Origin of the sequence: Glycomyces buryatensis, assembly GCF_004912275.1 — a bacterium.
Lineage (GTDB): Bacteria > Actinomycetota > Actinomycetes > Mycobacteriales > Micromonosporaceae > Glycomyces > Glycomyces buryatensis.
Genome location: NZ_STGY01000025.1, coordinates 25,044 through 46,738, shown reverse-complemented (window position 1 = coordinate 46,738; position 21,695 = coordinate 25,044). Strand labels below are relative to the sequence as shown.

The following is a 21,695-nucleotide window of genomic DNA, read 5'->3' as shown; positions in this document are numbered from 1 at the left end:
GATTCTGACCTTCACTGTGGTGGTTGCACTCTGGGGCTAGATGGGTGAGCCGCCGCCCGGACTGGGACCGGGAGTCCGGCAGGTGGATCAAGGCAGATCCACCTGCCGGACTCCGGGCGGTCCATCAGTGCGGCCTTGGGCCGAACCAGGGTCTAGAACTGGCGGTTCGGAAGCTCAGCCTCGAAGTCGTCGGGGCCGAAGACGCCCTCTTCGACGGGGGTGAACTTCTCCTGCTCGTCGCCGGCATCGACGGATTCGACGACCTCCATCAGCTGCTCGCCGAAGGCCGGGTTGCACTCAACGATGTAGTTGAGCTTGCCCGCGACACCGGCCTCGAAGCCGGCCTTGGAGCCGTCGACGATGATGATCTGGACGTCCACGCCCGGCACGATGCCGTTCTCTTCGAGGGCCTGGATGGCGCCGAGGCCCATCTCGTCGTTGTGGGCGTAGAGCAGGTCGACGTCGTTCTTGACGTCGTACTTCTCGATGAAGGTCTCCATGACGCTCTTGCCGCCCTCGGCGGTGAAGTCGCCGGACTGGGTCTCGAGCACCTCGTACTCGAGGCCGGCCTCGTCGGCCGCCTCGCGGAAGCCCGAGGCGCGGTCGTTGGCCGGAGCCGAGCCGACCGTGCCCTCGAGTTCGAGGACGGCGGCGCCGGTGTCTGCGAACGTCTCGGCGGCCCAGGCGCCGGCCTTGCGGCCCTCTTCGGCGAAGTCAGAGCCGAGACGGGTGACGTAGAGGTCCTCGTCGGCGGCGTCGACGCCGCGGTCGGCCAGGACCACGGGGATGCCGGCCGCGTCGGCTTCTTCGAGCACATCGGTCCAGCCGGTCTCGACCACCGGTGCCAGGACGATGACGTCCACCTGCTGGGCGATGAAGTCGCGGACCGCCGTGATCTGCTTTTCCTGGTCCTGCTGGCCGTCGACGAACTTCAGCTCGTGGCCGGCGGCCTCGGCCGCCGCTTGCACGGAGTCGGAGTTCGCGGTGCGCCAAGCGGACTCGGCACCGACCTGGGCGAAGCCGATGAGCAGGCCTTCGTCGCCGGATCCGCCGGATCCGCCTTGGCCGCTGTCATCTGATCCACAGGCGGCAAGACTCAGGAGGAGTACGCCGGCGCCAATGCCGGCAAGGGCTTTCTTGAGCACGGGGAATGCCTTTCAGTCTCGACAGAAATGTGAGGAGTTTGCATTCATCTTTGCCAGTGTTACCGGTCAGGTCAAGCGATAACATGCTCTGAGCTGTAACGATTCGGCAACGCGAGCCCGTACTTTCACTTCAGCCCCACCCGTCACTCCTGTGACTTCTTGGGCTCCCACAGCACATCAGCACCACCGTTTGCCGTGCGCGCCAACACGAACAGCAGATCGGAGAGCCGGTTGAGATACGTGACCGGCTCGCGATGCGTCACGTCCGGCTCGGCCTCCAGGAGCGTCCACACCGATCGCTCGGCGCGGCGGGCGACGGTGCACGCCTGGTGCAGCAGCGCCGCGCCCGGGTTGCCGCCGCGAAGGATGAAGGATCGCAGCGACTCCAGGTCCGCGTTGAACTCGTCGATCCAGCCTTCGAGGCGCTCGGTGTAGCTCCCGTCGATGCGCAGCGGCGGATACTTCGGATCCGGTGCGACCGGGGTCGAGAGGTCGGCCCCCACATCGAACAGATCGTTCTGGATGGCGAGCAGCGCCTCGGTCATGTGCTCGCCGATCTCGCCGCGGTGCAGCGCCAGGGCCGCACCGATCGCCGCGTTCAGCTCGTCCACGTCGCCGTAGGCGGCCAGTCGGGGGTGCGTCTTGGGCACCCGTGAGAAGTCCGAGAGTCCGGTAGTGCCGTCGTCGCCGGTTTTGGTGTAGATCCTGGTGAGATTGACCGCCATACCCCTGACCATATAGCCTCGGCCCATGGCGCACGTTGCGGTAATCGGGTCAGGGCTCATGGGGTCGGGGATCGCCCAGGTGGCGGGGGTCGGGGGCTGGCAGGTGACGCTGATCGACTCGGATCCGCGGGCCCTCGAGCGCGCGAGGACGGCGATCGGCGCCTCGCTCGACAAGTTCGTCTCCAAGGGCAAAGTCGGTGAGTCCGAAGCAGAGGCCGGTCTGGAGCGCATCTCCTCGACCACCGACATCGACGCGGCGGGCGGGGCCGACCTCGTGGTCGAGGCGGTCTTCGAGCGGCTGCCGATCAAGCGGGAGGTGTTCGGGCGCCTGAGCGAGGTCTGCGGCCCCGAGACGGTCCTGGCGACCAATACGTCCGCCATCCCCATCACCGAGATCGCCGCCGCCGCAACCCATCCGGAGCGGGTGGTCGGGACGCACTTCTTCTCCCCCGTGCCGATGATGCAGCTGTGCGAACTGGTGCGCGGGCGGCACACCGGCGACGAGGCGCTGGCGGCGGCGCGAGAGTTCGCCGAGAGTGTCGGCAAGACGTGCGTGGTGGTGAACCGGGACGTGGCCGGCTTCGCGACGACGCGGCTCATCTGCGCGCTGGTGAACGAGGCCGCGCGATTGGTCGAGGACGGCGTGATCTCGGCCGAGGATCTCGACACGGCGTGCAAGCTGGGATTCGGTCATCCGATGGGTCCCTTGGCGACGGCCGACCTGACGGGCATCGACGTGATCACGCACGCCACCGAGAACATCTACGAGGACACCGCCGACCCGCAGTTCTTCCCGCCCGCCCTGCTGCGGCGAATGGCCGCATCGGGAGAGCTGGGCCGCAAGAGCGGCAAGGGCTTCTTCAGCTACGAGTAGGGCGCGCCTGTCATAGCCGCCGCGTAGCCTCGAAACGGGGGGACCTCCGGACGTCCGATTTGCCCGGACCCTCCGTTCACGTTCGCGTCCCGGTCAACCCGCACGCCACCTGCAACCAGGCGTCACAACCGACGCGTACGTTGTACGTTTGCTGTGCCAATTCACGACTCGCAAGCGTCGCCGTGTCGGGGGTCCCCAGGTGTCCGATTTGCCGGGACGCTCCCGTTCATGTTCGGGCGCGCGGCGTTCGGTCAACGCAGGGTGAACGTGGCGCGGGCCGGGGCGAGGACCTTGTCCGCTCCCGAGCGCACCGAGATGGTCAACTCCACCGAGTCCGCGTCCGACTTGCGGACCTTGGCCTCGACGTCGACGTTCACGGTGACGCCGGCCGGCACTACGACGGGCTTGGCGAATTTCGCCGAGAAGTCGGTGAGGTTCGCATCACGTCCCGAGGCATCGAGCCATTCGAGGACGGCGCGGGAGACCAGGCCCATGGTGAACATGCCGTGGGCGATGACGTCCGGGAGCCCGGCCGCCTTCGCGGCGGCCTCGTCCAGGTGGATCGGGTTGTGATCGCCGGAGGCGTCGGCATAGGCGACCAGATCTTCGCGGCTCACCGGGAAGGACGTGGCGAACACGACCTGGCCGGCCTCGAATTCGGTGAAGTCGCTCATGCCGCATCCCCTGCCACGAACAGGGTCGTCCAGACCTCGGCGACGGTCTCGCCTGAGCTGCGGACCTCGGTGCGCAGGCTGAGCAGATCGCTACCCGCGACGGTCTTGATCGACTCGACCGTGGGTACGCAAGAGACTTCGTCGCCGGCGCGGAGTTCGCGGTGGTAGACGAAACGCTGGTCGCGGTGGAGCACCTTCGACCAGTCGAGCCCGAACTCGGGATCCGCGATGAGCGGGTCCGCGGCGGGCAGGGTGAGGGAGATCAAGTAGGTAGGCGGAACCGCCGCGGTGTCGCTCAAACCGAGCGCGTGCGCGAAGCGTGAGACCGAGTCGGCGCTGATCGCCACCGGTTCGGTCGCCGGCAGAGAGCGGCCCACATACGAAGTGTTGAGCATCCCGGGAGCTTGCCAGGGACTAGCGGGTCTCTTTGTGGAGACGCGAGGTCCGGCAGCGCGGGCAGTACTTCTTGAGCTCGAGCCGGTCGGGGTGGTTCCGCCGGTTCTTCTTCGTGATGTAGTTGCGCTCTTTGCACTCCACGCACGCCATGGTGATCTTGGGGCGAACGTCAGTAGCCTTGGCCACGATGAGTGCCTTCCTCTAAGGACGAGCCTGGCGGCTCGTCGTCTACTGGTACAAAACAAAAGCGTCGACTAGCCTAGCTCGGTAGTCGACGCTGGACAAAAGTAGCGATGGGCAGGATCGAACTGCCGACACAACGATTATGAGTCGTTTGCTCTACCACTGAGCTACACCGCCGTGCGCCCACTGCCATCGAGAAGAAACTGTTGATGGCAGTCAAAGCACTGACACAACAGTACTTCAGAGCCCCAAAACGGAATCGAACCGTTGACCTTCTCCTTACCATGGAGACGCTCTACCGACTGAGCTATTGGGGCGCTCGCGCTCTCACGCGGCCTTGACAAGACTACATGATGTGGGCGCAGGTGCCGAAGCGGGCCCAGCCTTGCGGCTCAGGCCACACCGGGGTGCGAAGCGACTCGAAGACACCACGTTTACGAGTCGGTTCGGGGCACCGCAGCGCCGCCGCAGTGGTATCCCGGCCGGCTCAGACGGCCCTCAGCCGGGTCCCGCCGGCGCCACCGTCGCCCTGTGTCTCCAGCCAGGTCCGGAAGCGGTCCGGCGGGAGCGGGCGGGAGAAGTAGTAGCCCTGGCCGATCTCGCACTCCATCGCGCGCAGCTCCTCCAGGGTCCGGTGGGACTCGATGCCCTCGGCGACCACGTCGATGGCGAAGTGCCGGGCCAGACCGAGCACGGCGGCCACGATCGCGCGGTCGTCGGCGTCGGTGGCCATGCCCTGCACGAAGCTGAGGTCGATCTTGATCTCCTGCACCGGCAGGCGCCGCAGGTATCCCAGCGAGGAGTAGCCGGTGCCGAAGTCGTCGACCGACAGGCGCACGCCCATCTCGTGGAGGCGGTCGAGCACGGGGATGAGGCGGGAGCCGTCGGCGACCACGTCGTCCTCGGTGATCTCGAACGTCAGCCGCGCGGCGGGGACGCCGTGCCGCCCCAGCACCTCGGCCACCCGGGCGGGGAAGCCGCCGTCGGCGAGGGTGCGCGGCGAGAGGTTCACCGCCATCGGGAGCGGACCGTCCGGGCCGGCCCATTCGGCGGAGCGCTTCAGCGCCTCCTCCAGGACCTGGTCGGTGAGCTGCCCGAGCTGGCCGGTCGAGCCGGCGATCGCGATGAGCTCCCCGGGCGGGACGGGCCCGAACGTCGGATGCGGCCAGCGCACCAGGGCCTCGGCCCCGGCGACGGCACCGCTTTCGAGTTCGACCTTGGGCTGGAAGTGGACTTCGAGTTCGTCGCGGTCGAGGGCGCGGCGCAGGTCGGCGGCGAGGCCGACGCGGCGCAGGCTCTCGGATTCGAGGCCGGAGTGGTAGGCCAGGACGCCGTCGGTGGCGTCCTTGGCGCCGCGGGTGGCGGTGTCGGCGCGCTGGAGGAGTTCATCGGCGTCGGTGGCGAAGTCGGGGTGGGTGACGACGCCGACGGCGGCGGACAGGTCGACCGCGACCCCCGTGTATTCGAAGGGGCCTTGGAGGGCGGCGCGGAGGCGCCGGGCGGTGTCGGTGGCCTCGTCGGAGGAGGGCAGGCGGGTCTGGAGGATGAACTCGTCGGAGTCGATGCGGCCGATGAAGGAGGCGTCGGGGGCGTGCTCGGTGAGGCGGTGGGAGAACTCGATGAGGGCGGCGTCGCCGGCTTCGTGGCCGAGCGCGTCGTTGATCTCGTGGAGTGAGTCCACATCGAACATGAGCACGGCGACGACCTCGCCGGGCACGGTGATGGACAGGGCCTCTTGGAGCGCTTCGAGGGAGCGGCGGCGGCTGGGCAGGCCGGTGAGCGGGTCGTGGTAGGCGTCGTAGCGGAGTTGGTCGACCAGTCTGGAGTTCTCGACGGCGGTGCTGACGTGGGCGGCGACGGTCTGCAGCAGTTGCAGGTCGACCGGTTGGAAGTAGGAGAGCTCGCCGCCGATGCGGTCGGCGACCGAGAGGCAGCCGTACACGTCGTCGCCGCTGCGCAGCGGAACCAGCATGGCGCCGCGCAGTCCGGTGGCTTCGAGTTGGTCGCGTTGCTTGGAGGTGCCGTGCCGAAGGCCGATGAGCAGCGGTTCCTTGCTCTCGATGACGTTGCGCTGCAGTTCTTCGGGAACGGGGTCGAGATCGGTGAGTCCCACGTCGTCGACCGTGGAGGTCAGTCGGACCTCGGGGTAGCGGCCTCCGGCGGGCACCCAGACGGTGGCGGACTCGGCGGCCAGGATCTCGCGCAGGCGCCCGAGGGTGGCGTCGATGAGGCGGTTCGAGCGCACGGAGTCGGCGACGAGTTGGGTGAAGGTGTTCAGCTCGGTCAGGATGTGCCTCTGGCGGCGCAGCGTCATGTAGCTGCTGGCCAGGAAGACCATCGTGAGGAGCAGGAACACGATGGGAATGCCGGACCAGGGGGTGGCTTCGAGCAGGATCAGGAAGATCAGGCCGACGCAGGCGGCCATGATGGGGCCGACCAGGGTGAGTACGAATCCCACCCATGCCTTGATGACGCTGCTCCAGCCGCCGAGGATGAGCATGAGCAGCGAGACGAGGGTCGTGGCGGCGAACCCGGTCACGACGATGGCCAGTACCAGGACGGCCCAGGTGCGGGGGTCGTTGGCGCTGCCGATCCCGGTGTATTGGACGACCAGGACCGCGGTGGTCGCGCCGAATATCGACATCCCGATGTTGAACAGCGGCTTCATGATCCCGGCGTCCCTGCTGCGCAGGTAGCGGCCGGCGTAGTAGATGAGCGCCGAAACCAGCCGAACGGTCACGACCCAGAAGGGGTCGAGATAGAACAGTGCGAGGATGAGCGGAATGTCCGCCAGGTTGAAGGCGATCCGCAGTCCCCGCACATGCTGCTGGACCAAGAGGTTCTGGGCGACCACGAAGCAGGCGACGAGAAGGACCGCCTGGAGGATCGGATAATCAGGCGGTGGTGCGAAGGAGACCAGCAGAACGGCGTCGACCGCGAGGAGTGCCGTAGTGAGCGTCCACGGAAGCGCCCGGAACAGGAAGGGGTACTGGTCGCGGTTCACAGGCACTCTGGTTCAGTACGACATCGGCTTGAGCTCAGCCGACGTCGGCGGAGTTCCCCAGCGCGGCAACGACGGAACCGACATCGGCGGAGTTGTCCAGCGTGTCGATCGAGCCGACGTCCGCGGAGTTCGACGGTGCGCCGGAACCGACATCGGCGGAGTTGCCGGCGGAGGCTGCGGACGAAGTGGCGGCAACGATGCCGAACGCGATGAGCCCTGCCGCGAACAGTGCGGTGAGTCTCTTTAGAAGTCTGACCGGTTTCACGAGGCCTCCCGTGAGGTGCGAGTTCGTCTGTCGTCAAGGGGACCAGATGAGCCCATGGTGCCACAGGCTCCCCTCACTTGGGAAGTCCTGGGACCGTGAATCTCGGGGCTTTTCTGATTCAGTCGCACAGGTGGGTGCGACTTCACACCATTGTCGCCGATGCCCGCGCGGGACTTTCCTACGGGTCGGGCGGTCACTACCCGTGTCCGCCCCGATTGTAGTAAGTTAGGGTCGCCTTACATAATGAGTAAGTTTCTTGCTCGACCCAGGAGGACGTCCATGACCGCGAACCCCACCGCCCCGAACGAAGTCGGGGCCGGCGAGGAGGCCACCGCGTTCTCCGCCCGCATTCGCGAGGCCAGCTGGTCCCGCCACCAGGGCCTCGACCCGACCGCCGCGGAGGCCGCCGACCGCGTCCCCGGCGTGTTCGACCGGCTCTTCGACGGTTCGCTCAGCCTGGACGACTACACCGAGTGGCACGCCCAGCAGTACTTCATCTACGACGCTATCGAGACCGCCGCCGAGCGGTGGCGCGGTGACGATGTCGCCGGGGCGTTCGTGTTCGATGAGCTGGCGCGCCGCGGGGCGATCGAGGCCGACCTGGAATTCCTCATCGGACCGGACTGGCGCGAGCGGATCGAACCGCTGGACGCCACCCTCCGCTACGCCGAACGCATCAGCGCCGTGGCGAACGACTGGGCCGGCGGCTACATCGCGCACTCCTACACCCGATACCTGGGCGACCTGTCCGGCGGACAGGCTTTCGGCAAGGCCGCCAGGCAGAACTACGACCTGGACGACGCCGGCGCCGGCTTCTACTCCTTCGACGGCATCGACAGCCCGAAGCGCTTCAAGGACGACTACCGGGCCCGCCTCGACGCCGTCGCATTGGAGGAGGCCGACCGGCTCCGCGTCATCGAGGAGATCCTGCTCGCGTACGACTACAATGGCGAGGTACTGAAGGCCTTGGCGGACAAGATGAACGAGAACCCGTTCTCCGACGACGTGATCGCGGCGATCTGCAAGCACATGAACACCGACCACGCCTCGGACACGCTCGTGATGTGCCAGGGAGCCGGGGACCGGCCGGAGGCGACCGAGGCGAGCATGACCGGGCTCGACGCCCACGGCGGCGACTACGTCGTGGTGGTCGACGGCGAAGCGGAGACCATCCGGATCCCGTGGGCCCGCAAGCTGTCCGAGCGGGCCGAGGTCCGCCCGGAGGTCGTGCGGATCTTCACCGAGTCGCAGGCGCAGCTCTCGGGCGCATAGGAGCGGCCCGGCACGGCGCCGGAGTACAGCCCCTGACGGCGCGGGATGGTCGGTCCGGGCCAAGCGGTGCGACACGCCGCGTCGTGACGAATCTCGCGTGCTAGGCCCGCTCGGCTTTACAGTGGTCCGGTTGCCAAGCTCACGGCCCCGGCGTGATTCACGCCCGCGTCGGAGAGCGCAGCCACGGACCCGGAGGATAGATGTCCGATACCGGACTGGAAGGCGCCGTTACCGTTAGGCGCCACGCCGCCCGGCCGCACCGAACACGAGGCCAGCACCGCGCCTCGTGGGCCGCCGAACTCACGCCGATTCTTTCGGGGACGCAGCGCCGCTACACCGCAGTGGTGGGCAGCGCCGTCACCGGAGCGTCCATCGTCGCCCTGGCGACCGCCGCGGGAATGCCCTCGGGCGAGCCCGACCCGGCCGCCTCGCAGGCGGTCGCGGACATCGCGGCGCTGGCCGCGGAGGCCGAGACGCCCGAGGAGAGCGAACAGGCGACGAGTGAAGCGGCCACCCCGGGCGAGCCCGGCGCCGAGGCCACGGCCGAGCAGGAGACGGCCGAGGAAGAGGAGCGGACCTCGCCGGTGACGCCGCAGGCCGCGCAGGTCGAATGGACGGCGCCGCTCGACTCGGTGAACATCACCTCGCTGTTCGGCCAGCGCTGGGGCCGCAACCACAACGGCATCGACTTCGCGGCCGAGACCGGCACGCCGGTGTACACGGTCTACCCGGGCACGGTGAAGCACGCGGGCTGGGAGTCGGGCTTTGGGAACCTGGTGATCATCGACCACGGCGACGGGGTCGAGACCTACTACGCGCACAACTCCGAGATCAATGTGTCCGAAGGCGACTGGGTCGACATGGGCGACCAGATCGCGAACGCGGGCAATACGGGTTTCTCGTTCGGCTCCCACGTCCACTTCGAGGTCCACGTCGACGGCGAACCGGTGGAGCCCCTGGGCTACCTGGACGAGGCCGGCCTCAGCCTCGGTTAGGGGGTGGTTGCGGACCCCCCCTAGAGTTTGCTCACCGGTGCCAGCCTGAGGATGACCCACTTCGGTTCTCCGTCTCCGAAGTCGATGCGCGCCTGAGCCCTCGGGCCCGAGCCCTTGAGCTCCACGACTCGACCCAGGCCCCACTTGTCGTGGGTGATCCGGTCTCCGACTTCCAGTGACGGCACGTCGGCCGGGTTGCGCATCGTGATCGGTTGGCCGAACGACGGCGTCTTCCCCGTTTTGACGACTCTGGATGGCGGCGGGGCCGACTCGCTCCATTCGATCAGGCCGGAGGGAATCTCCGACAGGAACCGGCTCGCCGCATAGAACTCCGGCTGCCCGAAGATGTTCCGCGTCCCGGCCCGGGTCAGGTGCAGGTGCTTGCGGGCCCGCGTCAGGCCCACATAGGCCAGTCGTCGTTCCTCCTCCAGTTCGGTCGGCTTCGACATCGACCGCTCATGCGGGAACAGTCCGTCGTCCATGCCGGTCAGGAAGACCGTGTCGAATTCGAGGCCCTTCGCGGTGTGCAGCGTCATCAGCGTGACCTGCCCGCCCTCCTCGGACTCCGGGTCGGGGATCGAGTCGGCATCGGAGACCAGTGCGACGTGTTCCAGGAACGAGGCCACGTCGGCCGCCGCGTCCGGTTCGTCGTCGTCGGCCGCGTCCACTTCCCCACGCACCACCTGCTCGGTGAATTCATGGGAGACGGCCACCAGTTCCTGCAGGTTTTCGACCCGGCCCTCGTCCCTCGGGTCGGTGGACTGCTCGAGCCCCTCCAGGTAGCCGGTGTCGGCGATGAGCTTGTCGAGCACTTCCTCGGGCGGGGCGGTGAGCGCCAGTTCCGTTGCGGCGTCGATGATCTCGCAGAACTGCTTGATGCCGCCCCGCGCCCGCGAGGACACCCCGGGGGCCTCGTCGGCGCGATGCAGCGCGGCCGCGAAGGAGATCCGCTCGCGCGCGGCGAGCGCCTCGATCTCGGCCACGGCCCGGTCGCCGACGCCCCGCTTGGGGACATTGACGACCCGCATCGCCGAGACGGTGTCGTCGCCGTTGACGGTGAGCTTGAGGTAGGCGAGCATGTCGCGCACCTCCTTGCGCTCGTAGAAGCGAACGCCGCCGACGACCTTGTACGGGATGCCGCGGCGCACGAACACTTCCTCGAAGGCCCGCGACTGGGCGTTGGTGCGGTAGAAGATCGCGACGTCGCCGAAGCTCGTCTGCGACTCGTCCACGAGCGCGTCGACGCGGTTCGCGACCCAGGCGGCCTCATCGTGCTCGTTGTCGCCGGTGTGGCCGAGGATCCGCGGGCCGTCGCCGACGTCGCTCCACAGCTTCTTCTCGCGGCCGCGCTCGGAGTTGTTGCGGATGACGTTGTTGGCCGCGTCCAGGATCGTCTGGGTGGAGCGGTAGTTCTGCTCCAGCAGGATCGTCTTGGCATCGGGGTAGTCGCGCTCGAACTCCACGATATTGCGGATCGTGGCACCGCGGAAGGCGTAGATGGACTGGTCGGCGTCGCCGACGACGCACAGCTCCGCGGCATTGTCGCCGGTGCCGACGAGCTCGCGGATGAGCACGTACTGGGCGTGGTTGGTGTCCTGGTACTCGTCGACCATGACGTGGCGGAACCGCAGCCGGTACGACTCGGCCACCTCGGGGAAGGTCCGGAGCAGGTGGCCGGTGGTGCCGATGATGTCGTCGAAGTCGACGGCGGCGGCCAGGCGCAGGCGCTCGGTGTACTGGGAGTAGACGTCGGCGATGAGCCGGGACTTGGCGTCGTCGGCGGCGTCGGCGGCCTGCTCGGGGCCGATGAGCTCGTTCTTGAACCGGGAGATCTCGGCGGCGAACCAGCGCGGCGAGTTCTTCTTGGAGTCGAGCCCGAGCTCCTTGACGATCTGGGTGAGCAGGCGACGGGCGTCGTCGGTGTCGTAGATCGTGAAGTTCGACTTCCAGCCCAGCCGGTGGGCCTCGCGGCGCAGGATGCGCAGGCACGCGGAGTGGAAGGTGGAGACCCACATGGCGCGCGAGCGGGGCCCGACGAGGGCGTCGACGCGCTCGCGCATCTCGGCGGCGGCCTTGTTGGTGAAGGTGATCGCCAGGATCTCGCCGGGGTGCACGCCGCGCGCGGACAGCAGGTGGGCGATGCGGTGGGTGAGGACGCGGGTCTTGCCCGAGCCCGCTCCCGCGACGATGAGCAGCGGGGATCCGGCGTGCTCAGCGGCTTGACGTTGCGGTTCGTTGAGGCCGGCCAGCAGGGCCTGGGAAGCGTCATTCATAGGAAGTCAATTATGCCTCGGACCCCTGACACGGTCCGAGGCACAGCGGCCGTCTGGGCGGGTCGGGCCCACGGCCCTGCCCGACCGGAACGGACTCGACCTCCTATAGCGGACCTCGGCCCGCTCGCAGAATCAACATGGCGATCTGGGTGCCGTCCTCGCCCAGGGCGGTGCGGTACTTGTCGAGGATGGCGCGCTCGCGGTCGAGGACTAGGCGGGTGCCGCCGTTGGCCATGCGGATCTGTCCCACCTGTTTGGAGACCTCGGCGCGGCGCTGCCACAGTCGGACGATCTCGGCATCGAGTTCATCGATCTCAGAGCGCAGTTCGTTGAGCTCGTCGGTGCCGGTCTGGGCGGCGGTCGTGCTTGACATCAGGGCTTCTCCTTCAGAGTGTTCGGATCAAGAGTCCGGGTCCAGGCCCTGGGCGTGAAAAAACCCCGGGCGACTCGCCCGGGGCAGTAGGTCAGTGTTCAGCGCGACCTACGGCTTCGGACGATCCGTGCCGTAGTAAAAGTAAAATCGCGCGTTCAAGTTCACGTCGCCAAGTATGCCACACGCCCGCCGACTGAGTCGGCGGGCGTGTGGTCGTTCTCTCAGTTTCCGTGCCGGTGCCCAGGCGGTGCCGGGCACGCGGCTTTCGGACTACTTCTCTTCGGTGTCATCGCCCCAGTCGGCACCGGCGGTGGCGGCGCGGCGGCGCATGAGCACCAGCGCGACCACACCGGCGACCAGCACCGCGCCACCGATTCCGGCAACGGCGGTCAGGCTGGTACCGGTCGTGGGCAGCGTGGCCTGGGGGGTTTCGGAGGACGGAGCCTCTTCGACCGTGATGCTGAATTCGAGCTCGGCCGAGATCTCCTCGGAGTGCTCCTCCGCGAGGATGACGCGCTGGCCGTCGATGTCCTCGGCGCCGGTGTCGGCCTGCGGCACGAACTCGGCGGCGGGGGTCGAGGTCGGCACGAAGACGCGGCCCATCGGGGTGGTCCAGGTGACCGTGTCGGTCAGGACGCTCACGGTGGTGGAGACCTCGTCGGCGAACTCGACGTAGACGGTCTGGTCGTCGGTGAACTCGGTGACCTCTTCGCCGTTCTCGTCGACGATGGTCGCGCCCTCGGGCTGGGTGAACCCGATCGGGCCGAGGTTGGTGCCGATCGTGAACGGGCCGGCGGTGGTGCCGTCGACGGTGGCTTCGGTGCTGTCGACCTCGAACTCGGGAGTGAAGTCGGGCTCGTCCACCGGTTCGGTTTCGGTGAGCAGGTATTCCTGGACGGCCAGAACGGCGCCGTCGGCGGCCGCTTCACCCACGGTGGGGTCGTCGGCGTTGATCTCCCAGCCGTCGGTCAGGTGCCAGATGGCGGCCTGGGTGCCCGCGTAGGCGATCTGGTCCCACGAGTAGCCGTCGTAGTCCTCGTTGTCGCCGGCGACGCCGGCCTCTTCGAGGAGGGTGCCGGCATTGTCGCCGGTGTAGCCGGAGGTGAGGACGCCGAGCACGAGGGGGAGGTCCTCGACCGGGATTTCCTCCCAGGGGCGCTCCTCGTACACGTTGCCGTCCTGGAGCGGCTCGCTGATCTGGATGCAGTAGACCAGGCGGGTGTCTTCTTCGCTCAGGTGCAGTTGGAGGAGGTTCGCCCAGACGTTCTCCTCTTCTTCGCCGAGCATGCCGTTGAGGCCGACGCCGTCCTGGCTGGAATCGACGGTGCCGGAGGCCACCGGAGCGGTGTCTTCGGGCGCCTCGTCCTGCGCGAAGGCGGCGCCGACGCCGGTGAGGCTGAGCGCGATGCCTGCGGCAGCGGCCAATGACCCTTTGAGGGCTTTGTTCATCATCAGTTGAAGTCCCTTATGTTTTCCGAGGGATTGACGCATTGATTCTGCATACGACACGTTAGCGACCACCTGCCGGTTGCACTAGGCCCCCCAAACCCGGCAGAATCGCCCCAACCAGGGACTTCGATTGCGCGGCAAGGTAACAGGTCAGCACCCATGAGACGCAACACCATAACGATTCGGCATCGGCGGCCAATCAGGACAGGCATCGGTGACGGGTGGATGCGCGTGTGGTGCAAGTGCACGGACGAAAAAGGCCCGGGGCATGCAGAAGCGCCGGGGGCCTTTCGGCCCCCGGCTTCACCATGCGCTGGATTGTGGCTTAAGAGCCGCCGGAGAGGGCCCGGGCCCGAACGGGATCGAGTCGTTCGGAACTCTCCGGCGGCAGCGGGGCGGACCTGGGAATCCGCTGTGAGCACCTATCCGCCCCGCATCGGCAGGTCAGTGTTCGAGCGTCCTGCCGCGGCGGGCGAATGCCAGGACCGTCATGCCGCCCACCAGCATCGCCAGTCCGGCGGCGAACGCGATGGTCAGGCTCGAACCGGTCGACGGCAGCTTCGGCGCCGCCTCTGCTTCGGTCGGCTGCCCGTTCTCGGGCATCTCCAGGGCGAAGGCCCATTCGGCCGGGATGTCGGCCTCCCTGGCCTCGGCCAGGATCAGCTTCTGCGACGCCCCGGACGTCATCGGGTTGAGCGCGTCGCCCGAGAGCGATTCGTCGGTGGTGGCCAGGAACACCCGGCCCACCGGCAGGTCGTACGAGGCGTGCCCGGTGATGGTGATGCCGTCCGAGTCGTCGTCGAGTTCGATGTGGAACTGCTCGCCGTCCTCGAGGGTGTCGACCTCGTTGCCCTCGGCGTCGACGAGCCTGCCGCCCTCGGCGGACAGCTCCACCGGTCCGGCGGTGGAGCGCAGCGTGTACGGCCCGAAGCGGCCGTCGGCGTAGGCGGCCTCCTCCTCGCCTTCGAGGTCGACGTAGAGCTCGGACGGGTCGGGCAGGCGCTCGGCGTCGGCGGTCAGGTGCTTGTAGACGGCGGCGACGGCCTCGTTCTGGGCGTCCGTGCCGTCGATGACTGGCTCGTCGGCGTCGAGTTCGAATCCGTCGGTGAAGTGCCAGACGGCGGCCTGGGTCGCGACATAGGCGACCCGGGCGGTGTCGGCCGACTCCCAGCCGCCGTCCACTTCGGCGCCTGACTCGGCGAGCAGGTCGCCGGCGGCGACATTGGGGTGGCCGTTGAACAGGACCCAGCGGACCTGTTCGAGGTTCGCGACCTCGGCGCTCTCCCAGTCGCCCTCGGCGTAGGGGCTGTCGGTGTCCAGCGCGGTGCGGATGTCGATGCAGTAGACCCCGAGCGCCTCGCCGCCGTCGTGCGGCTTGAGGCTGAGGACGTTGGCCCACACGTCGAATCGCTTCCCGTCGAGCTTCCCGTGCAGATTGAGCCCTTCGGCGATCTGGATGTCGCCGCTGACGGGTGCCTCATCCTGTGCGAGCGCGGCCCCGGCGGGGGCCAGTAGCGCCAGCGCGAAAGCCATGAGCGCCAACAGGGGTGCGAGTCGCAAGTGTCGTGTCATCGTGGTCGGTCCTCCTGAAGCGGTGGTGTCGGGCGGGGGATTGCCCGACACCTTGGGAAACGAGGACACTGGGGAGGCGGGCGCGGGCGCTCATACGAATGATGTTTGGAACGCGCCGAAAGGACGATGCCAAATCGGGGCGCAAGTCGCGATTCGGAACTCTTGTCGCAGGCGAAACTCTGCCATCAGGTGCCGCCTCGTCCGCGTTCAATTCCGCTCCCGCCGGGCGACCCGCCTGCGGCGGCGCCCGCCCCGCAGACCGGGCGCTCTATAGTCTGGAATATGCCGATCTCGAAAGCCGCCGCTCGCGGCATCACCGACGAATTCGCTCGCCGGAGGGGCCCCAAGACCGGTCTGGTCTTGGGCGCTGCCTGGGGAAACCCGGTGCTGACGGCGGCGATGGAGGCGCTCATGCCCTCCGATCACCTGACTGTCGTGTGCGACCGCACATCCATTGAGGACCTACGTTCGGCGCTGGAGGCCGAGGGTTCCTGGACCGCCGGGAACGTCACCGCCGTCGCCGACCTGGCCGAAGCCGAAGCGGTCGAAGAGGTCATGCTCGCCGAACCGGTCACGGTCGAGGCGGAGGCGTTCATCGCCGACATCGAGACGCTGCGCGAAAAGGTCCTGCCCGGCGGGGTGCTGTCCTTCGCCGCCACGCTCACCGCGCCCGCGCGCGAGGAGATCGCCGAACTCGTCGCCGACTACGGCATCGGCACGGACCTGATCGTCCGGTCCTTCCCGCCGCTGCGCATCCACAAACTCCGCATCGGCTCGGCCTCCGAGCACGACGGCCAGGCTCGGGCGATCGCCCCGGCCACGGACCTCGCTCCCGCTTGGCGGGCCTCGTCGGTGGCCCTGACCCCGGGTGTCCACGTCGACTCCAACGGGATCATCGCCGGCGGCCTGCTCCTGGGGACCGCCCTGGCGGCAAAGAAGATCCGGCCGAAGTCGAAGGCGTGGATGCTCCCGGCGGCGGCCGCGCTCCCGGTCGCGGCGTTCTTCCGCGACCCGGTGCGCCAGTCCGACCTGCGCGTCGAGGACGACGAGCCCGAGGCGGTCCTGGCCGCCTCCGACGGCCGCATCATGGCCGTCGAAACGGTCGTGGACGAGCGCTTCGGCGCGGCGACCGGCACCGCCGGTTCCGAATGGCTGCGCATCTCGGTCTACCTGTCGCTGTGGGACGTCCACATCAACCGCTCCCCCGTCGCCGGTGAAGTGGCCGACGTGTTCACCGAGCGGGGCGGCTACGCGAAGGTGTCCGCGCCCGAGGCCGAGCACAATGCGGCCTGCTACACGGTGCTGAACACGCCCCGCGGCCGCGTCGTGGTGGCCCAGCGGACCGGCGCGGTACTGCGGCGGATCGTCAACCGCACCAAGGTGGGTGCGGCCCTGGCCAAGGGCGAGCGCTACGGACTCATCAGGTTCGGTTCGCGCACCGACATCTACCTGCCGGCCGGTGCCGCCGATGCCTCGATCGCCCCGGGCGAGCCGGTGCGGGCAGGGGAGACGGTCATCGCACGCTGGCGTTAGCCGGGTGATCGCCGATTGTGGAGGAGGTGCGAACCTCCCCCGATCGGCGATCCCTCAGGTGGCCGCCAGTTTTTCGAGGTCGACGACTTCGAGGGCGTCCTCGACGGCCGCCGACAGCGGCAGGTCCGCGAGGGCGTCCGCGGCGAACCAGCGGGACTCGCTGGTCGAGCCGCCGGCGGCCTCGACCACCTGCGCCGCGGAGGGATCGGGGACGGTGGCGGAGTAGATCGCCCGCACCCCGTGCCAGTCGAGCGGATAACCCTCGGGGCCGATCGCGCGGCGATGGCGGAACGAGGTCACGTTCAACAGGTCGCCAACGCGGGCGTCCTGGCCGGTCTCCTCGTAGATCTCGCGGAAGACCGCCGCGCGCGGCGATTCGCCGAAGTCGACGCCGCCGCCGGGCAGGTGCCAGGTGCCGGCGCCGGGATAGCCGTCCGAGATGCGCGCCAGCAGGATCCGCCCGTCATGGTCGGAGACCACGCCGTAGGCGCCGAAGCGCTGTCCCCTCCTGCGGCGCCCCTTCTTGGCCTTCGCCGGGGGAACGGGACGCAGCTCGGTCGGGGTCTTGTCGACGCGCCCGGCCAGCCGGTCGTCGGCCAGTCGCAGGCACGCCGAGACGAACGGCGAGTGGGATTCGGCCGCCGCCCGGGTCGGCTCGACCCATTCGGCGGTGTCGCCGTCGAACCCGGGATCGGGCTCGCCGACGGCGGCCGCCGCATAGATGATCGCGTTGGTGTGGGTGCCGCGCCTGGCCACGGCGACCGCTTCGCGCGGCTCGGCGATGGTCACGTCGTAGCCGGTGTGTTCTTTGACCAGCCGCGCGGCGGCCCGTTTGGGAGGTTCCCCGTGGTCGATGAGTCCGCCTGGGAGATGCCAAGGCCCCGCTTCGCGCCCTGAGCGCTGCCGCCTGGTCAGAAGGAGCCGGCCCTTCTCGTCACGTACCTCCCCGTACGCAGCTATCCGGAATTGCATCCCTCAACTGTACGACCTTGGTTGGCCTTCCCGGCGAAGCTTGCGAGCCGGACCTGTGTACAGCGTCAGCGGTGCTTGTGAGGCACGACGCGTAGCGGCGTGGACTATTCCCACTCGATCGTGCCCGGCGGCTTCGAGGTGATGTCGAGCACGACCCGGTTGATCTCCGGCACCTCGTTGGTGATGCGGGTGGAGATCTTCGCCAGCAGCTCGTACGGCAGCCGCGACCAGTCCGCGGTCATGGCGTCCTCGCTGGTCACCGGGCGCAGCACGACCGGGTGGCCGTAGGTGCGGCCGTCGCCCTGGACGCCGACCGAGCGGACCTCGGCGAGCAGCACCACCGGGAACTGCCACACCGAACGGTCGAGTCCGGCGGCGGTCAGTTCGGCGCGGGCGATCGCGTCGGCCGCGCGCAGCAGGTCGAGACGCTCGCGGGTGACTTCGCCGACGATGCGGATGCCCAGACCCGGGCCCGGGAACGGCTGGCGCCACACCATCGCCTCGGGCAGGCCCAGCTCGATGCCGATCGCGCGGACCTCGTCCTTGAACAGGGCCCGCAGCGGCTCGATGAGCGCGAACTGAAGGTCGTCGGGGAGCCCGCCGACATTGTGGTGGCTCTTGATGTTCGCGGTGCCGGTGCCGCCGCCGGACTCGACCACGTCCGGGTAGAGCGTGCCCTGGACCAGGAACTCGATGTCCTTCTCGGCGGCGATGTCGCGCGCGGAGGCCTCGAAGACGCGGATGAATTCGCGGCCGATGATCTTGCGCTTCTCCTCGGGGTCCGCCACGCCCTTCAGGGCGGTCAGGAACTGGTCCGAGGCGTCCACGCAGCGCACGTCGATGCCGGTCAGCTGCGCGTAGTCCTTCTCGACCTGCTCGGCCTCGCCGGCCCGCAGCAGCCCGTGGTCGACGAACACGCACGTCAGCTGGTCGCCGACGGCCCGGTGCACCAGCGCGGCCGCGACCGAGGAGTCGACCCCGCCCGACAGCGCGCACAGCACCTGCTTGTCGCCGACCTGCTCGCGGATCGATGCGACCTGCTCGTCGATGATCGCCGTGTTCGTCCACGACGGCCCGATCCCGGCGATGTCGTGCAGGAAGTGCCGGATGATCGCCTGGCCGTGCGGCGTGTGGGCGACCTCCGGGTGGTACTGGACACCCGCGAGGCGGGAGTCGAGGTTCTCGAACGCCGCCACCGGCGCGCCGGCGGTGCGGGCGACCACCTCGAAGCCCTCGGGGGCCTCGGTGACCGAGTCGCCGTGGCTCATCCACACCGACTGCCGCTCCGGCAGGCCCGCGAGCAGGGTCCCAGCACGCACCACGTCGAGCTCGGTCCCGCCGTACTCCGACAGGCCCGTCTTGGCGACCGTGCCGCCCAGGGCCTTGGCCATCGCCTGGAATCCGTAGCAGATCCCCAGCACCGGCACGCCGGCCTGGAACAGGGCCTCGTCCACCTGCGGCGCGCCCTCGGCGTACACCGAGGAGGGGCCGCCGGACAGGATGATCGCGGCCGGATCCTTCGCGAGCATCTCGCTCGCGGACATGTCGGAGGGCACGATCTCCGAATAGACATGGGCCTCACGGACCCGACGGGCGATGAGCTGCGCGTATTGGGCCCCGAAGTCGACCACCAGCACCGGTTGTTGCATGCCACCAGCGTAGCCGGAGGCCGACCTCACACTGGTAGGCGCGGTTAGGGCCTGTGCCGTGGATCCGGGAGAGGCGATATCCGAGGCCATTTGCTCGCTCGCAAGGCGGAAGGGCTCCCAGATCCCGGTGTTGGATCTGGGAGCCCGACAACGCAGCGAGCGAACAAATGGACTGGATAGCGACCGCCCGGATCCACGGCACAGGCCCTAAGCTCATGGCGTGCTCAACCCGGGCGTGAGGGAATCGTTCGAACGGGTCGGCCGAGACCTGCGTTCCTGGAACGGAGGCGAGGTCGCGCCCGTCCTCGCCGTGCGCGCCGCCTGCGGCATCGCGATCGCCCTGATCGCCACCCAGAGCATCGGGAACCCCGGCTGGGCGCAGGCCGCCATCATGGGCGCCTGGCTCGGCGGCGTCGGCCTACTCACCCCCGACTCCCGCACCGGACCGGTCACCCCGCTCCTCATCGGCGTCGCCGGCGCCGGCGGCGTCCTCCTCGGCGCCATCGACTCGCCGCCGGTGCTCGTCGCCGCCTCCGCCGCCTACGCCTTCGCCCTCACCTTCATCGGCTCGATCACCCAGGCCATCGGCATCACGCTGACCGTCTCGGGCATCATGTTCTTCCTCGCCGAACACCTCACCGCCCACACCTCCCCGTGGCTGGCCGCGGGCGCGGTCGTCGCCGGCGGGGCCGTGCAGGCGATCATGGCGCTCCTGCCGCCCTACTACCGGTGGGCCGCCGACCGCGAGACCCTCGCCGGGGCCTGGACGGCGCTGGCCGTCGAGGCCGAAGAGCTCGCCGCCGACCCCCTCGCCCCCTACCGCACCGAGACCCTCGTCGAGGCCGCCCGCGAGCTGGACCGGCGCCGCGCCCTGCCCGCCGCGATCCTCGAGGCGCGCGGCCAGATCTACGCCGTCTCGGCCGCCATCGGCCGCGTCGCCTCCGCCCGGGCCCGCGCCGACGCCCAGGACCGGGACACCGTCGCGTTCTACTCGGAGGCGCTGCTGCTGACCGCGCGGCTGCTGCGCCACTTCGCCGCCGAGATCACCACTCGCCGCCCCGCCGCCCTCGACTGGGACGTCCTCCTCGACGACCTCGCCAACAATCCCGTCGCGACCTCCACCGGCACCATCCCCTCCGAGATCGCCGGACTCCTGCGCACGCTCCACGACACCGGCTCCTTCGCCTCGCGCATCACCGGCGGGGGCGACGAGATCGTCTCCGACCCCGCCCTGGCCCACGCCACCGGCAAGACCCGCGAAGCGCTGGGGCGGCTGCGCGGACGCCTGCGCCCCGGCGACCCGATCGTCCACCACTCCGCGCGGCGCGCCGCCGTCGTCGCCGCCGCGATGGCCATCGGCCTCGCCTGGCCGACCGACCACGGCTACTGGATCCCGTTGACCGCGTGGCTGGTCCTCCAGGCCGACTTCGCCGGGACGCTCACCCGCGGCGTGACCCGAGGCATCGGCACCTTCGGCGGCGTCGTCATCGCCTCGCTCTTGGCCCTGCTCATCCCGCAGACGGCGCTGCTGCTGAGCCTGGTCGTCCTCGGCTGCGCGCTCGTGGCGTACCTGATGCGGCCGGTCTCGATGCTGCTGTTCGCGGCCGCCGTCGCCGGGTTCACGGTGTTCCAGATCGACCTCTCGGGCGAGAACCCGGTGGTCGCAGCCGTCGACCGGGGCGTGTGCACGGCGGTCGGCGCGTCGCTGTCGATCGGCTTCTACGTGCTGGTGCCGACCTGGCAGACGCGCCGCCTCGGCGATCTCCTGGGCGACCTGGTCGACTCCTACCGCGACTACGCGCGCCTGGCCCTGGACCGCCAAGCCCACCCGGTCGACTACGACCGCAAGACCATCCACGCGTCCATCGACGAGGTCCGCGCCAAGCGCGCCGCCCTGAACACGGCCGCCGACCAGGCCAAGGCCGAACCGGTGGCCGGTCCCGGCCCGCTCTCGGACGATGCTTTGGGGGCCGAGGCGGCGCTCTCGCGGGCCGCGCGCGCCCTGGTGGCCGTCAACGCGACGATCGGCCGGGAGCAGAGCGACACGGCGGGCCTGCCGGGAGTGGACGCCTTCGCCGACGCGGTCGACGGGTCATACCTGCGCCTCGCGGCCCTGGCCCGGGGCCAGAAGCCGCCCCGGAAGGTCGACCTGGAGGCGGCGGCCCGGAAGCTCGACCGCCAACTGGCCGAAGGGGATTCGTCCACGCGAACCAGAAGAAGCGTGCTGCGCTGGGAATCGGACAACCTCGTCGAGGCCCTGAACGACGCGTCGCTGCTCATGGCCGGCTGGGACGGCGACGACACGCCATCCGACGCGCCTCCCAGAATTCAGGTATAATAT

The 21,695-nt window shown here is 69.0% G+C and carries 18 protein-coding genes and 2 tRNA genes; 5 read left to right on the top strand and 15 right to left on the bottom strand.

Going from position 1 to position 21,695, the window contains the following annotated elements:
• Positions 1-152 precede the first annotated feature (152 nt).
• Together FAB82_RS06505 and FAB82_RS06500 are read right to left on the bottom strand one after the other, a co-directional pair.
• Entirely contained in the window at positions 153-1,145 is a 993-nt protein-coding gene (locus FAB82_RS06505) for an ABC transporter substrate-binding protein (RefSeq protein WP_136533738.1), read from the bottom strand.
• Positions 1,146-1,288: 143 nt separating this feature from the next.
• Positions 1,289-1,870: a cob(I)yrinic acid a,c-diamide adenosyltransferase gene (locus FAB82_RS06500; RefSeq protein ID WP_136533737.1), complete on the bottom strand. Its 582-nt coding sequence runs from the start codon at positions 1,868-1,870 to the stop codon at positions 1,289-1,291.
• 25 nt (positions 1,871-1,895) lie between these two features.
• On the opposite strand from FAB82_RS06500, the gene FAB82_RS06495 reads away from it, so the two are divergent.
• Positions 1,896-2,744, top strand: coding sequence for a 3-hydroxyacyl-CoA dehydrogenase family protein (locus tag FAB82_RS06495; RefSeq protein WP_136533736.1), 849 nt, complete (start codon positions 1,896-1,898; stop codon positions 2,742-2,744).
• Positions 2,745-2,995: 251 nt separating this feature from the next.
• On the opposite strand, the gene FAB82_RS06490 is transcribed toward FAB82_RS06495, so the two are convergent.
• The 7 genes from FAB82_RS06490 to FAB82_RS06460 all read right to left on the bottom strand — a co-directional run bounded on the left by FAB82_RS06490 (position 2,996) and on the right by FAB82_RS06460 (position 7,266).
• The gene (locus FAB82_RS06490) at positions 2,996-3,418 is read right to left on the bottom strand and encodes a MaoC/PaaZ C-terminal domain-containing protein (protein WP_136533735.1); all 423 of its coding nucleotides are present in this window, start codon (positions 3,416-3,418) and stop codon (positions 2,996-2,998) included.
• The gene (locus tag FAB82_RS06485) at positions 3,415-3,813 is read right to left on the bottom strand and encodes an FAS1-like dehydratase domain-containing protein (protein ID WP_136533734.1); all 399 of its coding nucleotides are present in this window, start codon (positions 3,811-3,813) and stop codon (positions 3,415-3,417) included. Before FAB82_RS06485 ends, FAB82_RS06490 begins: the two co-directional genes overlap by 4 nt.
• Before the next feature lie 19 nt (positions 3,814-3,832).
• A complete protein-coding gene (gene rpmG, locus FAB82_RS06480) occupies positions 3,833-4,003 on the bottom strand; it encodes a 50S ribosomal protein L33 (RefSeq protein ID WP_136533733.1) in 171 nt (56 codons plus the stop codon).
• A 99-nt stretch (positions 4,004-4,102) separates the two neighbouring features.
• Positions 4,103-4,174, bottom strand: a tRNA-Met gene (locus FAB82_RS06475).
• Between the two features lie 67 nt (positions 4,175-4,241).
• Positions 4,242-4,314 (bottom strand) — tRNA-Thr (locus FAB82_RS06470).
• A 170-nt stretch (positions 4,315-4,484) separates the two neighbouring features.
• A complete protein-coding gene (locus tag FAB82_RS06465) occupies positions 4,485-7,007 on the bottom strand; it encodes an EAL domain-containing protein (RefSeq protein WP_136533732.1) in 2,523 nt (840 codons plus the stop codon).
• Positions 7,008-7,035: 28 nt separating this feature from the next.
• The gene (locus tag FAB82_RS06460) at positions 7,036-7,266 is read right to left on the bottom strand and encodes a hypothetical protein (RefSeq protein WP_136533731.1); all 231 of its coding nucleotides are present in this window, start codon (positions 7,264-7,266) and stop codon (positions 7,036-7,038) included.
• A gap of 279 nt (positions 7,267-7,545) precedes the next feature.
• On the opposite strand from FAB82_RS06460, the gene FAB82_RS06455 reads away from it, so the two are divergent.
• Both FAB82_RS06455 and FAB82_RS06450 read left to right on the top strand, forming a co-directional pair.
• Entirely contained in the window at positions 7,546-8,538 is a 993-nt protein-coding gene (locus FAB82_RS06455) for a biliverdin-producing heme oxygenase (RefSeq protein WP_136533730.1), read from the top strand.
• A 200-nt stretch (positions 8,539-8,738) separates the two neighbouring features.
• Entirely contained in the window at positions 8,739-9,533 is a 795-nt protein-coding gene (locus FAB82_RS06450; protein WP_136533729.1) for a M23 family metallopeptidase, read from the top strand.
• A gap of 20 nt (positions 9,534-9,553) precedes the next feature.
• Here FAB82_RS06450 and pcrA read toward each other — a convergent pair whose 3' ends face one another.
• The 4 genes from pcrA to FAB82_RS06430 all read right to left on the bottom strand — a co-directional run bounded on the left by pcrA (position 9,554) and on the right by FAB82_RS06430 (position 15,200).
• The gene (gene pcrA, locus FAB82_RS06445) at positions 9,554-11,806 is read right to left on the bottom strand and encodes a DNA helicase PcrA (protein WP_136533728.1); all 2,253 of its coding nucleotides are present in this window, start codon (positions 11,804-11,806) and stop codon (positions 9,554-9,556) included.
• 103 nt (positions 11,807-11,909) lie between these two features.
• Positions 11,910-12,182 carry a chorismate mutase gene (locus tag FAB82_RS06440; RefSeq protein ID WP_342799439.1) on the bottom strand — a complete coding sequence of 91 codons (273 nt, stop codon included), beginning with the start codon at positions 12,180-12,182 and terminating at the stop codon, positions 11,910-11,912.
• Positions 12,183-12,449: 267 nt separating this feature from the next.
• Positions 12,450-13,631, bottom strand: a complete 1,182-nt coding sequence (locus FAB82_RS06435; RefSeq protein WP_168801450.1) for a thioester domain-containing protein — start codon at positions 13,629-13,631, stop codon at positions 12,450-12,452.
• Positions 13,632-14,072: 441 nt separating this feature from the next.
• On the bottom strand, positions 14,073-15,200 hold the full coding sequence (locus tag FAB82_RS06430) for a Cys-Gln thioester bond-forming surface protein (protein ID WP_136533725.1): 1,128 nt from the start codon (positions 15,198-15,200) through the stop codon (positions 14,073-14,075).
• 282 nt (positions 15,201-15,482) lie between these two features.
• Here FAB82_RS06430 and FAB82_RS06425 point away from each other — a divergent pair, with 282 nt between their 5' ends.
• The gene (locus FAB82_RS06425) at positions 15,483-16,733 is read left to right on the top strand and encodes a phosphatidylserine decarboxylase (protein WP_136533724.1); all 1,251 of its coding nucleotides are present in this window, start codon (positions 15,483-15,485) and stop codon (positions 16,731-16,733) included.
• 54 nt (positions 16,734-16,787) lie between these two features.
• Here FAB82_RS06425 and FAB82_RS06420 read toward each other — a convergent pair whose 3' ends face one another.
• Positions 16,788-17,705 (bottom strand): NUDIX hydrolase, encoded by a 918-nt coding sequence (locus tag FAB82_RS06420; RefSeq protein ID WP_136533723.1) that lies wholly within the window; start codon positions 17,703-17,705, stop codon positions 16,788-16,790.
• A gap of 104 nt (positions 17,706-17,809) precedes the next feature.
• On the bottom strand, positions 17,810-19,354 hold the full coding sequence (gene guaA / locus FAB82_RS06415) for a glutamine-hydrolyzing GMP synthase (protein WP_136533722.1): 1,545 nt from the start codon (positions 19,352-19,354) through the stop codon (positions 17,810-17,812).
• Between the two features lie 220 nt (positions 19,355-19,574).
• Between guaA and FAB82_RS06410 the strand changes: the two genes are divergently transcribed.
• A complete protein-coding gene (locus FAB82_RS06410; protein WP_136533721.1) occupies positions 19,575-21,692 on the top strand; it encodes an FUSC family protein in 2,118 nt (705 codons plus the stop codon).
• The last annotated feature ends 3 nt before the right edge of the window (positions 21,693-21,695 follow it).

Excerpts from the sequence above, each read along its gene's own strand:
- guaA (WP_136533722.1), bottom strand. The coding sequence starts at position 19,354 with ATGCAACAACCGGTGCTGGTGGTCGACTTCGGGGCCCAATACGCGCAG.
- FAB82_RS06490 (WP_136533735.1), bottom strand. The coding sequence starts at position 3,418 with ATGAGCGACTTCACCGAATTCGAGGCCGGCCAGGTCGTGTTCGCCACG.
- FAB82_RS06500 (WP_136533737.1), bottom strand. The coding sequence starts at position 1,870 with ATGGCGGTCAATCTCACCAGGATCTACACCAAAACCGGCGACGACGGC.
- FAB82_RS06420 (WP_136533723.1), bottom strand. The coding sequence starts at position 17,705 with ATGCAATTCCGGATAGCTGCGTACGGGGAGGTACGTGACGAGAAGGGC.
- FAB82_RS06435 (WP_168801450.1), bottom strand. The coding sequence starts at position 13,631 with ATGATGAACAAAGCCCTCAAAGGGTCATTGGCCGCTGCCGCAGGCATC.
- FAB82_RS06485 (WP_136533734.1), bottom strand. The coding sequence starts at position 3,813 with ATGCTCAACACTTCGTATGTGGGCCGCTCTCTGCCGGCGACCGAACCG.
- FAB82_RS06430 (WP_136533725.1), bottom strand. The coding sequence starts at position 15,200 with ATGACACGACACTTGCGACTCGCACCCCTGTTGGCGCTCATGGCTTTC.
- FAB82_RS06455 (WP_136533730.1), top strand. The coding sequence starts at position 7,546 with ATGACCGCGAACCCCACCGCCCCGAACGAAGTCGGGGCCGGCGAGGAG.
- pcrA (WP_136533728.1), bottom strand. The coding sequence starts at position 11,806 with ATGAATGACGCTTCCCAGGCCCTGCTGGCCGGCCTCAACGAACCGCAA.
- FAB82_RS06425 (WP_136533724.1), top strand. The coding sequence starts at position 15,483 with ATGCCGATCTCGAAAGCCGCCGCTCGCGGCATCACCGACGAATTCGCT.
- FAB82_RS06450 (WP_136533729.1), top strand. The coding sequence starts at position 8,739 with ATGTCCGATACCGGACTGGAAGGCGCCGTTACCGTTAGGCGCCACGCC.
- FAB82_RS06495 (WP_136533736.1), top strand. The coding sequence starts at position 1,896 with ATGGCGCACGTTGCGGTAATCGGGTCAGGGCTCATGGGGTCGGGGATC.